Source organism: Actinoplanes sp. NPDC048988, assembly GCF_043197815.1.
Lineage (GTDB): Bacteria > Actinomycetota > Actinomycetes > Mycobacteriales > Micromonosporaceae > Actinoplanes.
On sequence record NZ_JBICTW010000003.1, the window covers coordinates 302,234 to 320,197 of the forward strand.

The window sequence follows — 17,964 nt, forward strand, 5'->3', positions numbered from 1 at the left end:
CGTCGCATGACGACACCGCAGCCTCCGGATCCCACCGAACAGCCCTCTCCGTGGGCCGCTCCGGACGGTGCCGCGGCACCCGGACCGTACTCACCCGGCCTGTTCACGGATTCGCCCGCGCCGGGCCAGGACCCGCGGTTCACTCCCGTGCCGGCGTACGAGCAGGAGGCGCCGCGCCGCCGTACCGGCTACCTGCCCCTGCTGCTGACCGGCCTCGCCGGGCTGCTGGTGGGCGCCCTCATCGTCGGCGTCGTCTGGGCCGCGAGTGCCAGCCTCGGCGGCACCGAGTCCGACGCGGACGCCGACGCCCGGGCCTCCTGCGAGATCCTCGACCGCCTCCCCGGCACCTGGACCCGGGAGAGCTTCGACCTGGCCACCACGAACCGCCTGGCCGCCGCGTTCGCCCTGGCCGCCGCGGCCGCCAAGCAGGACAGCCGCTACCAGACCCTGGCCGAGGCCGAGCAGAACGCCCACCAGGCGGCCCTCACGTTCCAGTTGGACCTCCTGTCGATCCGCGTGCGGGAGGCCCGGAACGCGTGCGACAAGCTTTAAGACAGACCGATGGCCGCGGCGGCGCGCCCATAGCGCCGGGCTTCGTCCCGCAGGTCGACTCCCGCGCCTCCGGACAAAACGCGCTCGTTGGTCGTGGCCATCCGGAACAGCAGTGCGCGCGCCACCGCCGGTGCCGGCACATCCACCGTCCTCCACAGAGACGATGGTGCGCCGTGCCAGCAGAGCGCGTCGGCCACCACGACCCCCTCGGCGTACGCGGGCGGCCGCCAGTAGGGCGAGATGTCGATGATCGCCGGAGGGAGTCCCGGAGCGAACAACACGTTCCGCGTCAGGTCGGCGTGTACCAGCTGCGGGCGCCCCAACGGCTCCAGCGCGGACTCCAGCCGCCGGGCCAGGGCGGCGAACTCCGGCACGAACCGGACAGGCCGTTCCGCCCAGGCCGCCCTGTCCGCTTGTGCCCACCAGTCCCGTCGCGTGTCGAGGAACGCCGGCCGGCCGAGATCGGCCACCGCCCGGTGGAACGCCCGGCCGGCCGCGAGGATGTCGTGCCACGTCGACACCGCGGAGTAGTCCGGCTCGGCGCCCGGGACCCATCGGGTGGCCGACCACCCCCGTACGCTCCACGCGCCGTCCCGGGCACGGACCGGCGCCGCCAGCCGGAAACCCTGACAGGTGAGGTCGGCGAACGCCTCGGCCAGCCATTCGTGCGGGACGCCCCCGTCCGGCTTGAGTACCACATCGCCCGCGGCCCACGAGGTGCCCTGCCCACCGGTCAGCCGACGGGCGGGCCCGGCGACACCGAAGGCGTGCCGGACGGCCGCTGAAGGGTGATCACGAGACACCCGGTGCACGGTAGACCGCGCCGAGTGTTCCATCGACACGATTAAGCGGCTTCAATCGCTGACATGGATATCCTTTCCGGCCCGGCCGTCATCGATCTGCCGGACCGTCACACGGTCGGCATCCGCGTCACCACCCCGTTCCGCGGCATGTTCGCGGTCCGCGACACCCTGATGCGTGAGCTGTACGCCTGGCTCGACGCCCACGACCTCAAGCACGGCCTCACGTTCTTCCGCCTGCACGTGGTCGACATGAACGCCGACATGGACGTCGAGGTCGGTGTCGTCGTCGACTCCCCGGTCGATCCCGGCGATCCTCGGATCACCGCCGGCCTGCTGCCGGCCGGCCGCTACGCCACCATGACCTATGTGGGCCACGGCCGCCGGGCCAACGGCACCCTCATCGATTGGGTGAACGCCGGCCCCGACACCTTCGACCGCACCGAGGACCCGGCCGGGGACCGCTTCGCCTGCCGCTACGAGGCCTACCTGACCGACCCCCGCACCGAGCGCATGAAGACCCGCTGGCGGATCGAACTGTCCATCCGCCTGCGTGACTGAAAGCCGGGAAAGTCGTATGCTGGCCGACTTTGATCGTCACGGGAGGATGAAGTTGGCCGAGTACCCGCAAGAAGTCCGGGAGCGCTTCGACGGCGCCCCCGAGCAGAACGCCACCGCCCTGGTCCGCGAACCACCCGGGGGCTGGCGGCCGGTGGTCATCGAGGACTACGACCCGGCCTGGACCGACCGGTACGCCGAGGCCCGGTCGTCGCTTCACGAGGTGCTGGGCGACGCGATCCTCGCCCTCGACCACGTCGGGTCCACATCGGTGCCAGGCCTGGCGGCCAAGCCCATCGTGGACATCGACCTCACCCTGGCCGACACCGCCGACGAGTCCCGCTACGCGCCGGCGCTCGAGGCGGCCGGCTACTGGCTCGTCCTGCGCGAACCGTGGTGGCACGGGCACCGCATGTTCGTCGACACGGCCGAAGAGCTCCACCTGCACGTGTGGCCGCCGGGCGCGCCCGAGACGGTCCGGCACCGGCTCTTCCGCGACTGGCTGCGCACCCACCCCGAGGACCGGGAGTTGTACGCCTCGACCAAGCGCCGGCTGGCCCGCGACGCCGGCCACGGTCGCGACTACACGATGGCCAAGAGCGAGGTCATCGACGAGATCTTCGCCCGGATCTTCGCGGCCGAGGGCTGAGCTCAGGACCGTAGCGGGGGTCGATCGCCAGGCGGGGCAGCAGGGCGATCGACCCGCCGTTCTCCACGTGGCCCAGCGCCAGCGAACGACCTCGTCGGCCTCGGCCGCGTCCATCAGGGCCAGGATCTCGCGGGCCCGGCCGGCCAGCAGCACGCCGGCCGCGGTGAGCCGGACCCGCCGGCCGGCGCGCTCGATCAGGGCCGTCCCGGTCTCCCGTTCCAGCGCGGCGCGGGACGGTTCGTGCCGGAGATCATCGAACGGGCCGAGGGCAGCTTCGTCCACACCGCCGGCGGCCGGCGGCTGCTCGACTTCACCTCGGGGCAGATGAGCGCCATCCTCGGTCACTCGCACCCGGACGTGGTCGCCACCGTCCAGCGGCAGGCGGCCACACTCGACCACCTGTTCAGCGGCATGCTCAGCCGGCCGGTCGTCGACCTGGCCCGCGAGCTCGCGGCCACGCTGCCCGAGCCGCTGAGCAAGGTGCTGCTGCTGACCACGGGCGCCGAGTCGAACGAGGCCGCGATCCGGATGGCCAAGCTGGTCACCGGCCGCCACGAGGTCATCTCGTTCGCCCGCTCCTGGCACGGCATGACCCACGCGGCGGCCGCCGCCACCTACAGTTCCGGGCGCAAGGGGTACGGGCCGGCCGCGCCCGGCAATTTCGCCATCCCCACGCCCAACGCGTACCGTCCCGACTTCGTCAGGGACGAGGCGCTGGACTGGGAGCGCCAGCTGGAGTTCTCGTTCGAGATGGTCGACGCGCAGTCGGTGGGCAGCCTGGCCGCCTGCATCGTCGAGCCGATCCTCAGCTCCGGCGGCGTCATCGACCTCCCGCCCGGCTATCTGGCCGCTTTGCGCGACAAGGTGCACGAGCGCGGCGGCCTGCTCATCCTGGACGAGGCGCAGACCGGCCTGTGCCGCACCGGCGACTGGTACGCGTTCGAGCGCGACGGCGTCGTCCCCGACATCCTGACCCTGTCCAAGACACTCGGCGCCGGCCTGCCGCTGGCCGCCGTCGTGACCACACCCGAGATCGAGGAAACAGCCCACGAGCGCGGCTACCTGTTCTTCACCACGCACGTCTCGGATCCGCTCGTCGCCGCCGTCGGGAACACGGTCCTGGACGTGCTCCGCCGGGATGGTTTGGATCGCCGGGCGGCGGAGCTCGGAACGTACCTCAGCAAGGGTTTGGGGGAATTGAAAGAACGCCACGAGGTGATCGGCGATGTACGCGGGCGCGGCCTGCTGGTGGGCCTGGAACTGGTCGCCGACCGGATGACCAAGCAGCCGGCGGACGAGATGGGGCGGGCCGTGACGCGGCGCTGCCTCGACCTGGGCCTGCACATGAACGTGGTGCAGCTGCCCGGCATGGGCGGCGTGTTCCGGATCGCGCCGCCGCTGACCGCGACGACCGGCGAGCTCGACCTCGGCCTGGAGATCCTGGACCGCGCGATCACCGATATTCGGTAGCCGCCCGCCCGGGCGGCGGGGAAGATCTGCGGGTGCCGCTCCACGAAGACGAGATCGCCGTCGACGAGGCGATCGTCAGGTCCCTTCTGGCCGAGCAGTGCCCGCGGTGGGCCTCGCTTCCGCTCTCCCCCGCCGGCGGCGGCACCGAGAACACGATGTACCGCCTCGGCGACGGGCTCCTCGTGCGCCTGCCCCGCAGCGTCTCGCGCGCGGCCCCGCTGCTGACCGAGCAGAGGTGGCTGCCGCGCCTGGCGCCCCTGTTGCCGCTGCCGATCCCGGTCCCGCTGTACGCGGGCCGCCCGTCCTCGTTCTTTCCTGCCGCGTGGTCGGTCCTGGCCTGGATCGACGGTTCCTCCCTGGACACCGCCGCCGTCACGGACTGGGCTGCGCTCGGCCGCGACCTGTGCGGATTCGTCACTGCCCTGCACGGTATCGATCTCAGGGACGCCACCGGCCCGAGGTGGTATCGGGGCGGCGAGCTGGCCGCCTGTGATGAAGACGCCCGCAAGGCGCTCGCCGCCTGCCGCCCCCTGGTCGGCGACACCATCGACGTCGACCGGCTCGAACGGCTCTGGGCGGCCGCGCTGCGCCTCCCCCGGCTCAGCCCGGCCGAGGTCTGGCTGCACACCGATCTGAAGCCCACCAACCTTCTGGTACGCGACGGGCGCCTGTCCGCCGTCATCGACTTCGGCGGCCTGTCGATCGGCTTCCCCGACGCCGAGCACGCCCCCGTCTGGGACCTCCCGGCCCCCGCCCGCGAGGCCTACTGGAACGCCGCCGGCCTGGACGACGTCACCTGGCAGCGCGCCCGGGCCTGGGCCATTCTCATCGCGGCCAGCGGCATCCCGTACTACTGGCACACGTACCCGTCCTTCGTCGCCGAGTGCCGTGCCCGCCTGGAAGCGATCGCCCCCACTTCTTAAGTGGTCGCATATCGGACTTCAGGCACGTTTTCCGGCCGGCGGTCGTATCCTCAGGCGTACGCACGTCTCCGGAGCGTCCTATGCATGAGATCGCTGGTCCGCCGCTGCTGTTGACCGACAACCCGATCAGCGGGCGCGGAGATGACCAATTCGGGTTCGGCACGCACGGCCGCATTCTCTGCGACGCCATTCAGGCCACCGTTCATCTTCCGCTGACCGTCGGCATCTTCGGTCCGTGGGGAACGGGCAAGTCCAGCTTCCTGAACATCTGCCGCGAGATGCTGGACCGGCGCGGCGTTCCCACGATCGCCTTCAACCCGTGGAAATACGACGAGAAGGAGGCGATCTGGCACGCGCTGATCCAGACGATCCTGCAGGAGATCGCCGAGCAGCCCGAGGGGCGGCGCCATGACCTGGCGGCCAAGGCCAAGCGCCTGAGCAGCACCGCCACCTGGCTTCTCATGCGCCACGCGGCCGGTCCTCTCACCGCGGGCCTGGTCACCGGCAGCGACCTGACGACCGCCCGGGACGCCTGGCAGACCACGGGCGTCGAGAACTACCGGCACATCAACCACTTCGAGGCCGATTTCGCCGAGGTGGTGCGGGCCTTCGTCGGCGAACGGGGACGCCTGGTGGTGTTCGTCGACGACTTGGACCGGTGTCACGGCGAGACCGCCATCGCCGTACTCGACGCCCTCAAGCTCTTCCTCGGCGAGGCCAACTGCGTCTTCGTGCTGGCCATGGACCTGGATGTGATCTCGGCGGCCGCCGCCAAACGGATCGGCGGTGATTTCGCGCGGGGACGCCAATATCTGGAGAAATTGATCCACTTTCCCTTCCATCTGCCGGAGGTACGGTTCGAGGCGGTATTCCGGCAACTGCAGGATTTCGTGGTGGCCGAACTCAGCGGCGACCCGGCGCTGTGGCAGCTGGCCGAGAACGCGTTCGGCGACAATCCGCGGCGGGTGCGCCGCTTCGTCTCGGCGCTGAATCTCACCGCGGCGACCCTCCGCCAGCATTCCGAGCCCAGCCGGGACCGGTTGATGCAGGCGGCGATTCTGCTGGCGCTGCGGTTCCGCTTTCCCGACTTCTTCCGGCGGATCCAGACGAACCCGGCGGTGTGGGTGCGGCTGGACGAGGCCGCGCGCACCCAGAACAACGCGGGGCTCCGCCAGGACGAGATCGAGCTGGCCACGTCCGAACCCGGACTGTCGGACCTCCTGTTGGCCGTCACGCCCGGTGAGCGGAGCGGATGCTCGTTCCCCGCCATCCCGACGAAAGCGGAGATCGAGGTCGTCACGCGGGTCCTGATGGTCACCGGCGGCCCGGGGGAACGATCATGACCGCCGAGGCCCGGTACGTGATCGGGCTGGACATCGGCGACGGGGAGAGCTGCCTCGCCTGGGCGCCGCTCGACCGCTCCGAACCGACGCGGATCTACACGCGACAGCTCTCGATGGAGCGCAGCATCGTCACCGCCGTCGCGCAGTCGCCGTCCGGCCGGCTCATCGGCGACGACGCCGTGACCCGGCACGGGGCGACGAACTTCAGCGTCAATTTCAAGGAGGTACCGAACTCCGCGGAGACCCCGGCGGCCGTCGTCTTCGCGCAGTCCCTTCTGGCGGAGTTCCGCGAGTGCCATCCCGAGGTCGTCGCCGACGGTGTGGCGTTCGTCGGCCACCCGGCCGGGTGGCCGGCCGAGGCGGTCGCCTCGTACGGCCGCCATCTCGGCCTTCTGGGCCTGCCGGTGCGGCTGATGCCGGAGTCTCAGTCGGCTCTGCTGCACGTCCGCGACCGCTGTCAGGACGATCGGCGGCTCGAGCGTGTCCTAATCGTCGACGTCGGCTCGTCCACGACGGACTTCACCGTCGTCGAGGACCTGTCACCGAGAAACCTGCCGGTGGGGGCCGCGCTCGGATGCCGCCGGATCGACCAGGAGCTCGCCGGCCGTGTCCGGGCCGCGCTGCGTCACGACACGGCGCTGATGGCGGCCCTGGACGCCGAAGGTGGCCCGGAATTCCTGCTCCTGGCCTGCCGATGGGCCAAGGAGGCGCAGTTCTCCGGCCGGTCGCGGAGAATCATGGACCTGCGTGAGGCGTGCGAGGAACGCTTCCGGCCGATCGTGGCGGCCGCCTGGACCTGGCTCCTGAACCTTGAGATAGCGCCGATGGTGGCCGCGCCCGGCGGCTGGGGTGAGAAGTTCCGTACCGCGCTCGCGGAGGCGGCGAACCTCCTCGGCGACCGGCCCCCGCGCCTGGTCGTGCTCACCGGAGGCGGGTCGCGCATGCCGATCGCCGGACGGCTGTGCCGCGAGGTCTTTCCGGCCTCGGAGCTCGAGCACGACGACGATCCGTCGTTCGCGGTGGCCCGGGGGCTGGTGAGCAACGGGCAGCAACAGGCCGTCGTGCGCCGTTTTCGGCGTGACGTGTCCGGCCTGATGCGAGCCCCGGCGACCGAGGCCACGGTCCGGGCCGAGGCGGTGCTGGCGTTGGACGACATGAAGGCCAGAGTCACCGCCCAGGCGACGGAGGCTCACGGCTCGGCCGCCGATCTCACGCGGCGCATCAAGATCGGCATGTTCGAGGCGGCCTGCGCCCTCTCCGAGTCCCTGGAGTTCCACCTGGCCATGCGGGTGCGAAAGATCTGCCGGAATTACGGGATCCCCGGCGACGATGTGCGGCTCGGGCTGGCCCCCCTCAACGTTTTCGAGGAACAACTCGACCGCATCCTCCACCTCCTCGGCCAGTTTCAGCGGCTCACCGAACACACCTCCCGCGTGGGGTTCGCCGGCATCCCGCAGGACGTGGCTCGACATGCTCTCAGCTCCGGATTCGAGCAGGCGAGGAAGAAGTTCGCGTCACCCCTGATCCCGGGGATGGCGCAGCAGGCGATCAACGCCGCCGTCAGCCATTCCGGGTTGGGGGCCGAATTCGCGGCCCGCGCACGGATCCTCTACATACTCCGCGGCGCCGAATACTCGCCGGAACAACTCGACCAGATCGTCGCCCAGGTGCTGGCGGCGATCACCGCGCAGGTCGACACTCGCGCCGGCGAACTGGAACGCTGGCTGGCCTGACCGGCGCCGTCGCAAGAAACAGACTTTGTCTTGTACGCCGGGCCGTGAACCATGGTGGCCATGCAATGGACGCCCGAGGCAACCATCACGAACCGTGTCGCCCGCGATCGCCTCATCGCCGGCGACGTGGCGGACCACTTCGGATGGGGTACGCGGCCATGACCGTCACCGTGCGGCCGGCCGGCCCGTCCGACCGCGACCTGGTCACCGGCCTGCTCACCCGGTCCTGGGGCTCGCCGATCGTGGTCGCGCACGGCGTCCGCTACGACGCCTCCACCCTGCCCGCCCTGATCGCCCGGCGCGACGGCGCACCGGCCGGCCTGATCACCTATCACCTCGACGGCGACGGCCTGGAGATCGTCACCTTCGACGCTCTCACCCGGCACGAGGGGGTCGGCACCGCCCTGCTCGACGCCGCCGTCGCGACCGCCCGGGACCTCGGCGCCGGCCGGGTCTGGCTGATCACCACCAACGACAACCTGGACGCCCTGCGGTTCTACCAGCGCCGTGGTCTGCGCCTGGTGGCCGTCTCCCCGGGCGCCGCCGACGAGGCCCGCCGGCTCAAGCCGTCCATCCCGCTGGCCGGCGACTACGGCATCGAGATCCACGACGAGCTGGTTCTCGCGCTGCGGCTGAAAGGCGATCCGCAGTCACCCGCAGCCACCTGACCGCGCGGCGTTCCCGGTCGAGCGCGTAGCAGCGCACCGCCGCCGCCGCGAAGGCGCGGCGCGACCAGCGAGAACGCCTCGGCCGGGGCCGGCGCGCCCGCCCGCAGCCACAACGATCAGCGCATGAGCGTGGCCGGCGGGCCGAGGGCCGACCCCGCCCGGAGGACGGCGGCCGCGGTCGGGCCGGCCAGGAACGACGGGCCGGCCAGGGAGAGCCGGATGTCGGCCCGGCGGCGGGCGGCCTCGTTGACCGGGACGGCCGGCGTGAGGGTGACCGGGTCCACGGCCAGGCGGTCAGAAGTGGGCCGGGTCGTGATCCCGTCGCCCGTCCAGCGCGGCCGGGAGATCAGCAGCCTGAGTCCCACCGTCAGGGCGGCCAAGACGATCACGCGCCGCTCCGCGGCGACCCGCCACTGGATTCATGCCCCACGACGTCAGTCGTGTCGATGCTCGTCAAAGGCGTCGGGAAAGCGCTAAAGGGGCCCCGAGGGACCCCTTTAGCAAACGAGCGGACGACGGGATTCGAACCCGCGACCCTCACCTTGGCAAGGTGATGCGCTACCAGCTGCGCTACGTCCGCGCTGAGGAGAACAATACCGGATGCCGTCCAGGGGGTTCACCACCGGGGCCGCTGTGTCCGGCGTGACGTTGAGCGAGGCGGTCCTGTTCTGCGAACATGCGCCGATGGGGACACCTTTCCCGGAGCTCGGGGAGCAGTTCGAGGAGCTCGCGGCCGCCGCTTTCGTGGCGCTCGACGAGGAGCAGTTCGCACGTGCGGTCACGTACGGCCGCCCGCAGCCGGTGCGGGCCGGTGACGTGCTGTTCGACGTCGGCGACGAGAACGGCGATCTCATCCTGATCGAGTCGGGCGGGGCCGACGTCGTGCGCGGCGGCACCGACGATCCGATCCTGCGGGCCGGGCCGCGCCAGTTCGTCGGCGAGCTCAACCTGCTGACCGGCCAGACCCGCATCCTCACCGCGCGGATCACCGCCGACGGGATCGTGCACCGCGTGCCGGCGGCCGGGTTCCGCCGGCTGATGGCCCAGGACACCGAGCTCAGCGACATCCTGCTGCGCGCCTTCCTGGCCCGGCGCCAGCTGCTCGTCTCGCGCGCCGCCCGCAGCCTGGACGTGGTGGCCGACGACGCCACCGCCGAGGGCCTGGCGCTGCGCACCTTCCTGGTGCGGCAGGACCTGCCGTACCGCTGGCTCCAGCCCGGCACCACCGAGGCCCGTCAGGTCACCGCCGACGCCGGCCTCACCCCGGGCGACCTCCCGGCCGCGGTCATGCCCCGGCTGACCCTGCGCAACGTCAACCCGGGGACGCTCAGTCACTCCCTCGGGCTCACCTACCGGCGTACCCCCAAGGGGATCGCCGATCTGACGATCGTCGGCGCCGGACCGGCGGGACTGGCCGCCGCCGTCTACGGCGCGTCCGAGGGCCTGGAGACGGTGCTGCTCGACGCCGTGGCCACCGGCGGTCAGGCCGCCGCCAGCTCCCGCATCGAGAACTACCTGGGCTTCCCGTTCGGGCTCAGCGGCGAGGCCCTGGCCGCCCGCGCCGTCGTGCAGGCGCTGAAGTTCGGCGCCCACCTGGGCAGCCCGTGCGGGGTGGCCTCGCTGGGCACCCGCCCCGACGGCACCCACCTGATCACCTTGGTCGACGGCACCGAGATCCCGACCCGCACGGTCCTGATCGCCACCGGCGCCGCCTACCGCAACCTGCCGCTGGGCCGCTGGGCCGATTTCGTCGGTGCCGGCATCTACTACGCGGCCACCGACCTCGAGGCCAAGGCGGTCTCCGGCCTGCCGGTCACGGTCGTCGGCGGCGCCAACAGCGCCGGCCAGGCGGCGATCTACCTGGCCCGGCACGCCGGTCACGTCACTTTGGCCGTACGCGGCGACAGCCTCACCAAGGACATGTCGAACTACCTCGTCGAGCGCATCCTGGCCGACCCGCGCATCACCGTGCGCACGGCGACGGAGGTGACGGCCCTGGACGGCGGCCACCGACTGGAGGAGATCACCCTGACCGGGCGCGCCACCGGCCTCGGCGACCCGTGCGGCTGCTTCGGCCTGTTCTGCTTCATCGGCGCCGAACCGGCCACCGGCTGGCTGACCGGCGTGGCCCTGGACGAGAACGGCTTCGTGCCGACCGACGTCCAGCTGGCCGGCCGGTGGACCGGCACCACCCGCCCGCCGCTGCCGTTCGAGACGAACATCCCCGGCGTCTTCGCCGCCGGCGACGTCCGCACCGACTCGATGAAGCGAGTGGCGGCCGCCGTGGGTGAGGGCGCCAGCGCGGTCCGTAGCGTCCACCAGGCACTGGCCCACCTGGGCTGACCTCCGGGTAGCATCTGGCGGATGCCGATGGAAGCCACGATCCTCCACGAACCAGCCGATCCCGACGGCCTGGTCGTAGCCTCCCTCTCCGGTGAGCTCGACCTCGACCGCGCCGACGACGTCCGCGACACCCTGGCCACGATCGCCGCCGACCCGGCCTGCCGCTACCTGCGCGTCGACGTGGCCGGCCTGGACTTCATCGACTCGTACGGCTTGGGCGCCCTGGTCAGCGCCCGCAACACAGCGGCCGCCCACGGCGTGACGTTCACCCTGGCCAAGCCCTCACCCCCGGTCCAGAAGGCCATCGAGGTCACCGGCCTGGGCCACGTCTTCGGCCTCTGACCGGCGGTCAGCGTTCCTCGCCGAGCTCGTCGAGTTCCAGAGTGCCCGCGTCGGGGTCGGCGACATAGCGGGGCATATCCGCGTCGAGCACGAACACCACGGTGTCCAGCAGTTCGCTGAGGCGCGGCTTGCGCTCCCACGCGGCGACGTATTCGCGTGTCAGCTCGCTGAACGCTTCGATCAGGCGATGTGTCTGACGGTCGTCCGCGGTCTCCGCCTGCGCCCGCTGAGCCCCGTCGGCGAAACGGGCCACCAGCCGGCCCGAAAGAACGGGCCCACCGGTCCCTTCGACGAGCTCCGGCGCACTGCGGAGGGCGGCGGCGATGGCCGCCAACAGCGTTCCGACGGTGAGCGCCGGAGCCCGGCGCTCACCGTCCGATTGCGCCATCTCGGTGAGGGCCCGGCCGACCGCGTCGGCCGGAACGTCGCCGATGACGTCCGCACCCCGGCCACTCCCGAACCAGGACATGACTACGGCGGGCACTGGCCGAGTCGAGCGACGATGAGCTTGCGAAGCTCGGTCATCCTCTTATTGCTCACCTGTTTGAGCTTGCGGTTCATCACCTTCCACTTACCGTCCTTCACCTCGATATCGATGTTCTTCTGCTCCAGGTACTGGGCCTGCTCCGAGGTCAGCCCCGTCGCTCGCGGGCGGAGCTTCACGCCTTCCATGAATTCGAAGAATTCCTGCTGCTTGGGCGTCATCACACCCTTGAACTGCCGCAGCATACGTCTGGCCAGTTTCCGATGCTGATCTTGTCGGTCGGGGACATCGTCGCTGAGACCGATGTAAATCTTGTCCTTGTATTTTTCGTTGAAACCCTCGTAGACCGAATATCCCCCATAGCCGTAGTTGACCTCACCGGCGTTGTGTACCAGGACGCCGGGGCCCACGAAGTAGTTCGGTATGCCTTCGAGACGAAGATTGAAGGTCGGGTACGAGCCGGTCTCGCCGGCATCGTGGCCTTGCACCTCGGCCGGCGAACCATCGGCGAGCAGCAATAGCATCGAGGGCGCCAGGTCACGGGCACGGACCCAGTCGCGGACCCCCTCGACCCAGAACCGGTGATCGCCGGTGGCGTGCACGACCCGACCGGCCACGGTGACCGCGTAGAACCTGGTGGTGGCATTGTTCAGTACCGCACCGATCACGCTCTCGACGGTTTCGCGCCGCTCGAGATCGTAGGACAGCACCCGGTCGCCGACGGCCAGCGTGTCAATGCGGCGCGGGCCCGATCTCGTCAGGACGGCGGTGTCGGCCGAGAAACAAGGCAGTTCCACGCGTGCGTCGGGATCAAGCTCGCGGGTCAGCTTGTCGATGCGCTTGTTCAGCTTGGCATTCGCTGCCCCGGCCTCGTTCCGGCGCTTCTCGAGGGCGGCCTTCTCCTTGCTGAGCTTGTCAGCCTTCTTCAAAAGTTTCGCGCGAGGCTTTTTGCCCTTGGTGCCAGTACGCTCCTCCAGGATTTCGTTGATCCGGCGACTCAGCGTGTCGATCTCTTTCTGGAGTGCTTTAATCTTGGCTTCGTTGGCCGCCTTCTCCGCCTGCGCCTCGGCCAGGGCTTCCTCGGCCGCCTTGGCGGGTCCTTCCGCAGGCTTGGCGGGTTCCTCCGCAGGCTTGGCCGGTTCCTCCGCAGGCTTGGCGGGCTCCTCCGCAGGCTTGGCGGGCTCCTCCGCAGGCTTGGCCGGCTCCTCCGCAGGCTTGGCCGGCTCCTCTGGAGGTTTGACGGGCTCCTCCGCCACCTTCACCGGTTCTGGGGGCGGTTCCGGCACTTCCACCGGCTCCACCGGCAGCTCCGGCAGGGGCTTCGCCGGCGGCGTGGGCAGATCGGCCGGTCCCGCGGGCACCTCGCCTATGACGGGGATCTCCGGCGCGCGGGGCGGAATCACATGTTCCGGCGGGAGCTTCGGCGTACCGCGCGCCTTCGCGAACTTCATCGGCAGAATGAAGGTCAGCAGGTTGAACAGCCCGCCGCCGAAGCGGTGGCCGGCGTCCTCGACCGTCAGACGGCGCCCATTGACGATGTCGCGGCCGATGATGCCCTCGATCACGTTCGGCAGGCCGACGATGTCCAGGACGCCCACCACGAAGCCCCAGATGCCGCCGTACCACGTATCGGCCGAGCGGACCCGCGCGACGATGCCGGCGACGATCCCGTACACGGCGAAGACCACCACCGCCGCCAGGAGCACCAGCCCGATGATCACCAGGGCGACCGCGCCCTCGATGATGCCGGCCACGATCAGGATGATGGCGATCACCGCCACCAGGATCACGGCCAGCGCCGTCAGAAGCGCCTTGAGAAGGCCCAGGAAGGCGTTCCACAGCCAGCTACCGAGCTTCTTGTACCACGGGGCGCCGTACTTTTTGCGAGCCTCCTCGGCCGCCTTTTCCATGGCCGTCTCGAGGCCGTCGAGGCCCTCGCGGTTCTTCCTGACGGCTTCATCGACCTTGCCGACGAGGGTCAACCGGCCATTCTCGAGCGTGCCGCCGACCTGAGTCCGCAGCCCCTCGACCGCCTTGCCGAATGCGCCGTCGGCCGTGGTCCGGCTTTCGGCCAAGGTGACCGCCCACTCCTTGACGAGCAGGTCGACGGAATCCGTCGCTTTCGAGGCCACGACCGCGAAACCCTCGTCGATCTTCCCGGTGGCGGTCGCCAGCCCGCCGGTAGCGCCGGCTGCGATGTCGGCACAGTGCGCCGCGACCGAATCCTGTTCCTCGACGAACGTCTCCTCCACGAGCAGGGCTACGTCGCCCAGGCCTTCGTCAAGGTCCTGGGCCACTGCCCCGGCCATGGATTCGGTGGCGTGCACCGTGGCCCGCACCCGGTCGAGGTCGGGTCGGTCCAGCTGAAGGACGGCGTCCGTGCAGCGGCTGATCAGCGACCCGAGCGCGGCGATCACCGCCTCGGTCTGCACGTCGATGGCTTCGAGCGTCGAGGCGATCGCCATGTCGAGTTGCCCGGTGAGGTTCGCCTCGAGGCCCGCGAGCTCGGTGGCCACGGCCTGTTCGACGGCGGCCAAGCCGGCCTCGGCCTGTCCCCCGGCATCCGCCATGCCCGTCAAGGCCCGCGTCGCGATCAGGTCCAGATGAGGCGTCAAGGCGTCGCCCTGAGTCGTCAGCGCCTCGCGTATCGATGCGGCCTGCGACGCGAAGGTCCGGATGACCGAGTCCGCGGCGCCGTCGAATCCGTCGGCGAGGTCCTCGCCGCTCTCCACGAGTTGGGAGTGCAGCTTCGGGCCCGGTTCCGCGAGCTTGGCCGCCGTCTCGGCGGCGACTCGGAGCACCGCTTCACGCTGAACGTCACCGCGCTCGTCGGCCGGATAGGTGGCCGCCTTCACCTGCCCGCGGCGCGAGGCCTCGGCCGCCTGCGCGTCGATCGCGTCCTTACCGCGCCGCCCCTCGCTCTTGCCGAGCTCGCGTGCTCGGGTCTGCGCGCCGGCGACGACGTCCTCGGCCTCCTTGGTCCGGGTCTGGGCAGCCTTGTCGACGGCGTCGATTCCGTCTCGGGTGGTGGCGGCCAGGCGCGCCGGTCCGGCGTCGATCGCTCCGGTCACGACTGCGCCGTGACGGCTTTCCGATTTCGTCGCGGCATCTCGCGCCTGCTGCACCTCACCGGCGATGAGGGACGCGACACCACGGATTTCGGCCACCACCGCGGCGCGCACCGTCGCCGCCATGGCCGCCAACTCGCCTTTGCGCGCTTGAGCGGAACCTCGCATCGTGACCGCGAGAGCGGCGCCCGAGGTAGCGAGGGACGACGCCAGGAGTCGTGTCTGCGCGCGGGACTTCGTGGCGTCGTAGCCGCGCGGGCTGGAACGCGATGGTACGGAGAGCCTGCCCGGCGCCAGCAGAGCCGGTGGAAGGGCGAAGTCGAACTGGGGCACGGGAATCGGCGGAGGTGGCGCGATGCTGACCACCGGTGCGGGGCCGAATGATGACGGCGGGCCGGCGGGCGCCATCGAAGCCACGCTTCCGGGCGACTCCGGCTGACGATCGATCACGCTGACGGCGCCGCCGTCCGATGGCGCCTCGAGCGCGTTCGACTCAGATGGCGCAAGCGACGACGGCGCAGACGCCGACAGCGCGAGCGACGGCTCCGCGGCCGAGACCGCAGCCGGTGACGCCGGACCTTCACTACCAGGCGCTTCCATGCCCGCTGGTCCGGTCTCGCCGACGAGCGCCAGGTCCTCGTCGGCCGGCGGGGCATCGACGGGAGCCGAGGCATCCTGGTCGAGATCTGCGAGGCCCTCGGTGCTCGTGGTCCTCGGGCGCAAGGCCATCGAGAAGCCGCGGTTGCCGAGGCGTCTCCGCAGATCGTCCGGCGTTCCTGATACTTGTGCCGGCCGGCCGCGGATGGTTTCCGGTGAAGGCGCGCGGGACTGGCGTGGTTGCCGGCCCGGCGCTGGGCGAGTCGTGGCCATCACTGAGGCTAGGCAGTCGCCGGACTAGGGCCGGCCGCCTTCGGGGTCTGTTCGGTGACCGGCGGGGAGAGCTCCGCGATCTTCGCCTCCAGCCTCTCGAGTCGGTCGGTCACGGTCGTGCACACGGCCTCGGTGGGCTTGACCCAGCGCCGGGCGGAAAGGTCGACGCCGGTCACGCCCTTGTTCTTGTCGAGGTTGACGCGGCCGAGCAGGATCCAGCTGTCGCCGCAGGCGCAGTCGGGGCACGTGGTCAGGGCGTCGCACATCGACGGCGGTTTCTCGCTGGTGCGGCGGCGGCAGACGCAGTCGGTCAGCTGTTCCAGGTCGATGGCGCTGAACGCCTTGACCAGCACGTGGTCGCGTATCCGGCGGCAGTCGAAGGCCGGGGCGTCGACGTCGCAGCCGCACGGGTCGCTCGGCGCCTCCTCCGATGTGAGGCGCCGGACCAGGACGTAGACCTGGTCCGGGGGTTCGTCGCACGAGCAGGCCTCCGGGCTCAGGTCCAGCTCGACCGGCGCGCACAGCTCGACCGGGTGACCCTGGCAGTCGATCGCCATGCCCCGCGCGACGCAGACGACCCACGGCGCGTTCTCCTTCGTGGTCAGCGTGAGCCCGCAGACCACCCCACAGCCCAGGTACGCCCTCAGGACCGCGGTGAGCATCGACACCGGATAGTGCTCGGCCACGTCCAGGTCGTCCGCGGTGACGATCATGCCGTCGTGGAATTTGACGCTTTCGCCCCGCGCGGGTTTGGTCCGCTCGGGCAGTTGGGTGCGCTCGTAGGTTTTCATCGGCTTTCCTCAGCGTGGAATGAGTAGTCGTCCGGGCGCGGCCCGACCTGGAAGACGGAGACGAAGTCCCCGCCCGGCCGGGCCTGGCATCGGCCCGGTCCGCCCACGGGCTGGGCGTCGAGGGTGTGGTCGCACTGGTCGCGCACCAGCTGACCGCGGATCGTCAGTTCGAAGTGGGCGCCGCCGAACAGGTTCGAGTCGTCGCCCTGCAGCTCGGCTTCCTGCCAGTTCGGTGTCGGGACCAGCCGTACTCCCCACGCCAGCTTGCCGTCGCTGTCGATCGGCTGGATCCCGGTCCACTTGTCCCGGCCGCGCCGCAGTGCGGTCGGGACGCGGCGGGCTATCGAGTAGTCGGCGTCGCGGTTGCGGCGGACGGCTTCGAGGTAGACGCTGGCCTCGTGCAGGGTCGCCACCAGCACCGGCCGGGTGAATCGGATCTCGAAGCCGCGCCGGATGTGCGGTTCGAACTCGCTCCACGGCACGGCCTCGGCCCACCCTTTGTCGATCCAGGGCTGCCAGGAGAGGGAGGCGATCCGGGGCGCCGCCACGTCGCAGCACTTCGCCAGCTCGTACAGCAGCGGGTTGCGGTAGACCAGCGGGCGTACCGGGCAGGCGCTCGGCTCGGTTCGGCAGAACCCGTACTCCGGCTCGCATTCCTGTTTCGGCGCCACCGTGTGGTCGTGGTCGCCGGCTTCCCGGTTGGCCAGGTCGCAGACGCGCACGCGGGCCAGGGGCACGGCGACGAGCGGGTCCGGGTCGTACGTCCAATGGCCCTCGTCGGTGGGGCAGAGCTCCCCCGGCCGGGCGGACAGCCACTCCACGTCCTCGCTGATCGGCACGGTGTGCTCGTCGTCTCCGGGAATTGATCCGGTACGCCGGCACATGTACTCGTCATGGCCGACGCAGGAACCGATCGGGTGTTCCGGGCAGCCCCGGTCGACGTCGTGACACCCGTGTCGCAGGGAGAAGACCACGCCCTCGAGCGACCACTGTGCCCGGTCGCCGGGGAAGATGCGGCAACCGTCGTGCAGCGGTGGCCGGCAGGCGAAATGCGCGACGAGCGTGTAGTCGCCCTCGCGGTCCGGCGGCGGGCCGACGAGGTCGTCGATCCGGACGCATCCGCCTTCCCAGTAGAGCATCCGCCCGTGCCGGTCGAGGGCCAGGCCGTCGGTGAGGTCGAGCTGACCCCTGTCGTTGACGGACGGCCCGTACCCGGCGACCACGCCGTAGCCGTGTATCGCCCGGTTCAGCAACTGCTGCCGGCGCATCTCGTCCTCGAGGCCGGCGTTGAGCTGCTTCGCCGTCAGCATCTGCCGGGGGGCGAAGCTGGGCCGGACCGACCATGGTTTCGTGTCCATCGATCGTCCTTT

General features: G+C 70.6%; 16 protein-coding genes and 1 tRNA gene. 10 read left to right on the forward strand and 7 right to left on the reverse strand.

Annotated elements, in window-relative coordinates; genetic code table 11:
* Positions 1-6 precede the first annotated feature (6 nt).
* Positions 7-552: a hypothetical protein gene (locus ACGFJ7_RS12250; RefSeq protein ID WP_360248876.1), complete on the forward strand. Its 546-nt coding sequence runs from the start codon at positions 7-9 to the stop codon at positions 550-552.
* Here the strand turns inward: ACGFJ7_RS12250 and ACGFJ7_RS12255 are convergent.
* Positions 549-1,355, reverse strand: coding sequence for a TIGR02569 family protein (locus ACGFJ7_RS12255; protein WP_360248873.1), 807 nt, complete (start codon positions 1,353-1,355; stop codon positions 549-551). The two genes, ACGFJ7_RS12250 and ACGFJ7_RS12255, sit on opposite strands and share 4 nt — an antisense overlap.
* Positions 1,356-1,418: 63 nt before the next feature.
* Between ACGFJ7_RS12255 and ACGFJ7_RS12260 the strand changes: the two genes are divergently transcribed.
* The 7 genes from ACGFJ7_RS12260 to ACGFJ7_RS12290 all read left to right on the forward strand — a co-directional run bounded on the left by ACGFJ7_RS12260 (position 1,419) and on the right by ACGFJ7_RS12290 (position 8,696).
* Positions 1,419-1,913 (forward strand): GyrI-like domain-containing protein, encoded by a 495-nt coding sequence (locus ACGFJ7_RS12260; protein ID WP_360248870.1) that lies wholly within the window; start codon positions 1,419-1,421, stop codon positions 1,911-1,913.
* Between the two features lie 46 nt (positions 1,914-1,959).
* Positions 1,960-2,559, forward strand: a complete 600-nt coding sequence (locus ACGFJ7_RS12265) for a GrpB family protein (RefSeq protein ID WP_360248867.1) — start codon at positions 1,960-1,962, stop codon at positions 2,557-2,559.
* 240 nt (positions 2,560-2,799) lie between these two features.
* Positions 2,800-4,029, forward strand: a complete 1,230-nt coding sequence (locus ACGFJ7_RS12270; protein ID WP_392642197.1) for an aspartate aminotransferase family protein — start codon at positions 2,800-2,802, stop codon at positions 4,027-4,029.
* A 32-nt stretch (positions 4,030-4,061) separates the two neighbouring features.
* A complete protein-coding gene (locus ACGFJ7_RS12275) occupies positions 4,062-4,952 on the forward strand; it encodes an aminoglycoside phosphotransferase family protein (RefSeq protein WP_392642198.1) in 891 nt (296 codons plus the stop codon).
* A gap of 80 nt (positions 4,953-5,032) precedes the next feature.
* Positions 5,033-6,295 (forward strand): P-loop NTPase fold protein, encoded by a 1,263-nt coding sequence (locus tag ACGFJ7_RS12280; RefSeq protein WP_392642199.1) that lies wholly within the window; start codon positions 5,033-5,035, stop codon positions 6,293-6,295.
* A complete protein-coding gene (locus ACGFJ7_RS12285; RefSeq protein ID WP_392642200.1) occupies positions 6,292-8,028 on the forward strand; it encodes an Hsp70 family protein in 1,737 nt (578 codons plus the stop codon). The genes ACGFJ7_RS12280 and ACGFJ7_RS12285 overlap by 4 nt, the downstream gene beginning before the upstream one ends.
* A 158-nt stretch (positions 8,029-8,186) precedes the next feature.
* Positions 8,187-8,696 carry a GNAT family N-acetyltransferase gene (locus tag ACGFJ7_RS12290; protein ID WP_360248849.1) on the forward strand — a complete coding sequence of 170 codons (510 nt, stop codon included), beginning with the start codon at positions 8,187-8,189 and terminating at the stop codon, positions 8,694-8,696.
* Between the two features lie 116 nt (positions 8,697-8,812).
* Here ACGFJ7_RS12290 and ACGFJ7_RS12295 read toward each other — a convergent pair whose 3' ends face one another.
* On the reverse strand, positions 8,813-9,085 hold the full coding sequence (locus ACGFJ7_RS12295; RefSeq protein ID WP_392642201.1) for a hypothetical protein: 273 nt from the start codon (positions 9,083-9,085) through the stop codon (positions 8,813-8,815).
* Between the two features lie 118 nt (positions 9,086-9,203).
* Positions 9,204-9,276 (reverse strand) — tRNA-Gly (locus ACGFJ7_RS12300).
* A 104-nt stretch (positions 9,277-9,380) separates the two neighbouring features.
* Here ACGFJ7_RS12300 and ACGFJ7_RS12305 point away from each other — a divergent pair.
* Positions 9,381-11,039: an FAD-dependent oxidoreductase gene (locus tag ACGFJ7_RS12305; RefSeq protein ID WP_392642202.1), complete on the forward strand. Its 1,659-nt coding sequence runs from the start codon at positions 9,381-9,383 to the stop codon at positions 11,037-11,039.
* Between the two features lie 21 nt (positions 11,040-11,060).
* A complete protein-coding gene (locus tag ACGFJ7_RS12310; protein ID WP_360248841.1) occupies positions 11,061-11,381 on the forward strand; it encodes an STAS domain-containing protein in 321 nt (106 codons plus the stop codon).
* 7 nt (positions 11,382-11,388) lie between these two features.
* Here ACGFJ7_RS12310 and ACGFJ7_RS12315 read toward each other — a convergent pair whose 3' ends face one another.
* From ACGFJ7_RS12315 to ACGFJ7_RS12330, 4 genes are read right to left on the reverse strand one after another with little or no spacing between them, the layout of a single operon-like run.
* Complete coding sequence (locus ACGFJ7_RS12315; RefSeq protein WP_392642203.1) at positions 11,389-11,865, reverse strand: hypothetical protein; 477 nt, start codon at positions 11,863-11,865, stop codon at positions 11,389-11,391.
* The gene (locus tag ACGFJ7_RS12320) at positions 11,853-15,803 is read right to left on the reverse strand and encodes a polymorphic toxin-type HINT domain-containing protein (protein ID WP_392642204.1); all 3,951 of its coding nucleotides are present in this window, start codon (positions 15,801-15,803) and stop codon (positions 11,853-11,855) included. Before ACGFJ7_RS12320 ends, ACGFJ7_RS12315 begins: the two co-directional genes overlap by 13 nt.
* An 8-nt stretch (positions 15,804-15,811) precedes the next feature.
* A complete protein-coding gene (locus ACGFJ7_RS12325; protein WP_360248829.1) occupies positions 15,812-16,594 on the reverse strand; it encodes a hypothetical protein in 783 nt (260 codons plus the stop codon).
* Positions 16,591-17,952: a hypothetical protein gene (locus ACGFJ7_RS12330; protein WP_392642205.1), complete on the reverse strand. Its 1,362-nt coding sequence runs from the start codon at positions 17,950-17,952 to the stop codon at positions 16,591-16,593. The genes ACGFJ7_RS12325 and ACGFJ7_RS12330 overlap by 4 nt, the downstream gene beginning before the upstream one ends.
* Positions 17,953-17,964: the final 12 nt, after the last annotated feature.

What these genes read in the sequence shown, in the direction of transcription:
- ACGFJ7_RS12305 (WP_392642202.1), top strand. Translation starts at nt 9,381, where the DNA reads ATGGGGACACCTTTCCCGGAGCTCGGGGAGCAGTTCGAGGAGCTCGCG.
- ACGFJ7_RS12260 (WP_360248870.1), top strand. Translation starts at nt 1,419, where the DNA reads ATGGATATCCTTTCCGGCCCGGCCGTCATCGATCTGCCGGACCGTCAC.
- ACGFJ7_RS12285 (WP_392642200.1), top strand. Translation starts at nt 6,292, where the DNA reads ATGACCGCCGAGGCCCGGTACGTGATCGGGCTGGACATCGGCGACGGG.
- ACGFJ7_RS12265 (WP_360248867.1), top strand. Translation starts at nt 1,960, where the DNA reads ATGAAGTTGGCCGAGTACCCGCAAGAAGTCCGGGAGCGCTTCGACGGC.
- ACGFJ7_RS12330 (WP_392642205.1), bottom strand. Translation starts at nt 17,952, where the DNA reads ATGGACACGAAACCATGGTCGGTCCGGCCCAGCTTCGCCCCCCGGCAG.
- ACGFJ7_RS12320 (WP_392642204.1), bottom strand. Translation starts at nt 15,803, where the DNA reads ATGGCCACGACTCGCCCAGCGCCGGGCCGGCAACCACGCCAGTCCCGC.
- ACGFJ7_RS12310 (WP_360248841.1), top strand. Translation starts at nt 11,061, where the DNA reads ATGCCGATGGAAGCCACGATCCTCCACGAACCAGCCGATCCCGACGGC.
- ACGFJ7_RS12280 (WP_392642199.1), top strand. Translation starts at nt 5,033, where the DNA reads ATGCATGAGATCGCTGGTCCGCCGCTGCTGTTGACCGACAACCCGATC.
- ACGFJ7_RS12290 (WP_360248849.1), top strand. Translation starts at nt 8,187, where the DNA reads ATGACCGTCACCGTGCGGCCGGCCGGCCCGTCCGACCGCGACCTGGTC.
- ACGFJ7_RS12325 (WP_360248829.1), bottom strand. Translation starts at nt 16,594, where the DNA reads ATGAAAACCTACGAGCGCACCCAACTGCCCGAGCGGACCAAACCCGCG.
- ACGFJ7_RS12250 (WP_360248876.1), top strand. Translation starts at nt 7, where the DNA reads ATGACGACACCGCAGCCTCCGGATCCCACCGAACAGCCCTCTCCGTGG.